Here is a 2,391-nt window from a genome sequence, read left to right as displayed (position 1 = left end):
GCATCTCCACCACGTCGAGTTCCGGCGGCCAGGAGCCATCCTCGGGCAGCAGCCAGAAAGCCGGCCAGACTCCTTGGTTGTGTGGCATCTCCGCCCGCATTTCGAAATAGCCGTAGGTCTGCGAAAAGGTGGAATGGGTCGTCAGAATACCTGACGTATAATCATGGTTATCCACGATCGATTTCAATGCATCCGGTGTCTGCTTCGCCGTAATCGTCAGGATGCCGTCGGAGACGGAAAAAGGGTTTGCGGATGCCGTCGGCGCATAGGACGGGTTGATGTACCATTGCAGCTCGTCATTCAGGCTGCTGCCTTTGTCCGGTGCCCAGGAGTATTTCGCATCCCACGTGCCCTGTGTTCCCTCATGCAGTGAAAGCGTGTTGAAGTCGTCCGAAAAGGTCTGCGTTAGCGACGACCTGTCGAGCCCGAGCTGGAACTGATCCGCGTGAAGATCGGAGACGGTCTTGTTGGCAAAGACAAGGCTTTCGCCGTTGCCGAGATCGAGCCGGACATTGGCGCCCTCCTGCGTGGAATGGCTGACGACCTGATCGAACGAAGTCAGGCCATATTGGTTGAGCCTGACCTTGTCGTCATCGCTGAAATCGGTGATAAGATCGCTGCCGTTGCCCTTGCTGACGATGAACGTATCGGCGCCGCCGCCGCCGGTCAGTACGTCGTTGCCGGGGCCGCCATCGATCGTCTGGCTGCCGCTGCCGCCGGTGATGATATTGTCGGCGTCGTTGCCGTAGGCATGGCGATTGTCGCCCGTGACGGTGAGGTTTTCGAAATTGGCCGGCAGCGTATAGTCCATCCAGGTATTGATGGTATCGATGCCGGCATTGGGTGCCTCATAGGCATGATTGAGGTTGGAATAGAGATAGTAGATGTCGTCGCCGGTGCCGCCCATCATCGTCACGTTGACGGAGGCGTCACCCCACATCGAATCGTTGCCTGCGGTGCCATAGAGCACCGGTCCGGAGCCGCTGGCGGAAAAGAAACCTGTCGACGTGTCACTATAATAAAGTGGTTGTCCAAGAGCGTTCAAAACTGAATTGGGCATGAGAAACCTCTTCCTTCGTGCCGGACGACCTCCTCCCAGACCTAATATTTCTCCCCGCTTATGTGCACCAGATAGCGTGCTTCGTTCTTCTGGCCAGTGCCTTTGGACAAAGTTTTTCACCATGCCTCCGAAGCCGAAGGCTGAGCGCATTCGCGGCCCAAACGGCGTGATCCAGATCAGAGCCAGGAAAGAGATTTCCCGATTTTCCCATAACGAGAGATGGCTGTTTCTTTTAATCTACTATTTTTATGGACAATATTCGCATTATCGAAAACGCATGTGATCTTCGGAAGGGATGAGAATGAGCACCCCCAAACTCGTCGGCATTGCCGGCAGCTTCAATCGGCCATCCAAGACCTACGCACTGGTCCGGACCGTCGTCGGTCTGGCTGCCGATCGCTATGGCTTTGCAAGCAGCATCTACGACTTGCAGGATGTCGGCGCGTCCCTCGGTGCCGCGCAGTGGCGCAGCGAGCTCGACGATCAAGCGGAAGCCGTAATTGACGAGATCGTGTCGGCCGACGCCCTCGTCATCGGTTCTCCGACCTTCAAGGGCTCCTATCCCGGGCTTTTCAAGCATCTGATCGATCTCATCGATCCGCACGAGCTGCGCGCCAAGCCGATCGTCATCACGGCGACCGGCGGCGGAGACAGGCATGCGCTGATGGTCGAGCATCAGCTCCGGCCACTCTTCGGGTTCTTCATGGCGCATACCCTGCCGACCGCAGTCTACGCATCGGATCGCGATTTTACCGACTACAAGGTTTCGTCGGAGCCGCTCGCAAGCCGGATTCACGAGGTCGTCGGTGAACTCGCGGCTTTCTTTCCGCATCCGGTACCGGTGCTCGCGGCTGCGGAATGACGGAAGACGGTGTTTAAACACCCAGGATTTGTCAACGGAATGGAGGCTCACATGAAATGGAATGTCATCAGCCGTCTGAAGACGATGTTTGCCGGCGCGGCATCGCAGAAGGTGGATATTCGCAGCAGGCCTGCCGATCGTCTCGGGTCTGTCGAGCAGGAGCCTTCCGCCCGCGACTACGAGATCTATTATTGGTGCTCGACGCCGGCGCCCTGGTATTGAGGGGGACGCCCTTGATCTCCCATCGCGAGTCGAGCCTTTCGTCACCATTCGTCGCGAGGCTGCCATGACCAGGGTGCTGATCGTGCCGGGCCTGTTCGGTTCGGGTGAGGGACATTGGCAGCGTTACTGGCTGCGGGATCATCCGGATGTTCAGCTCGTCGAGCAGGACGACTGGGATTTTCCAAACCTCAAAAGCTGGATGGAGAAACTGGAGACCGCGCTCGAAGAGGCGGGTGAAGCCTATATC

4 protein-coding genes are annotated in these 2,391 nt (G+C 57.5%); 3 read left to right on the top strand and 1 reads right to left on the bottom strand.

Going from position 1 to position 2,391, the window contains the following annotated elements; all coding sequences use genetic code 11:
• On the bottom strand, positions 1–1,060 hold a 1,060-nt coding region (locus Q4Q11_RS31500; RefSeq protein WP_498571943.1), incomplete at its 3' end, for a family 16 glycosylhydrolase.
• A 301-nt stretch (positions 1,061–1,361) separates the two neighbouring features.
• Between Q4Q11_RS31500 and msuE the strand changes: the two genes are divergently transcribed.
• From msuE to Q4Q11_RS31485, 3 genes are all read left to right on the top strand, one after another.
• The gene (gene msuE, locus Q4Q11_RS31495) at positions 1,362–1,922 is read left to right on the top strand and encodes an FMN reductase (protein ID WP_112512633.1); all 561 of its coding nucleotides are present in this window, start codon (positions 1,362–1,364) and stop codon (positions 1,920–1,922) included.
• A 51-nt stretch (positions 1,923–1,973) separates the two neighbouring features.
• On the top strand, positions 1,974–2,144 hold the full coding sequence (locus tag Q4Q11_RS31490; RefSeq protein ID WP_162701534.1) for a hypothetical protein: 171 nt from the start codon (positions 1,974–1,976) through the stop codon (positions 2,142–2,144).
• A 64-nt stretch (positions 2,145–2,208) separates the two neighbouring features.
• Positions 2,209–2,391: RBBP9/YdeN family alpha/beta hydrolase (locus Q4Q11_RS31485; RefSeq protein WP_498571942.1), on the top strand; the 183-nt coding region annotated here is incomplete at its 3' end.

This window comes from Rhizobium sp. UFLA01-1127 (genome assembly GCF_059803845.1).
Note: the sequence above shows the minus strand (reverse complement) of the source record. Positions and strands in the feature narration are given on the sequence as shown.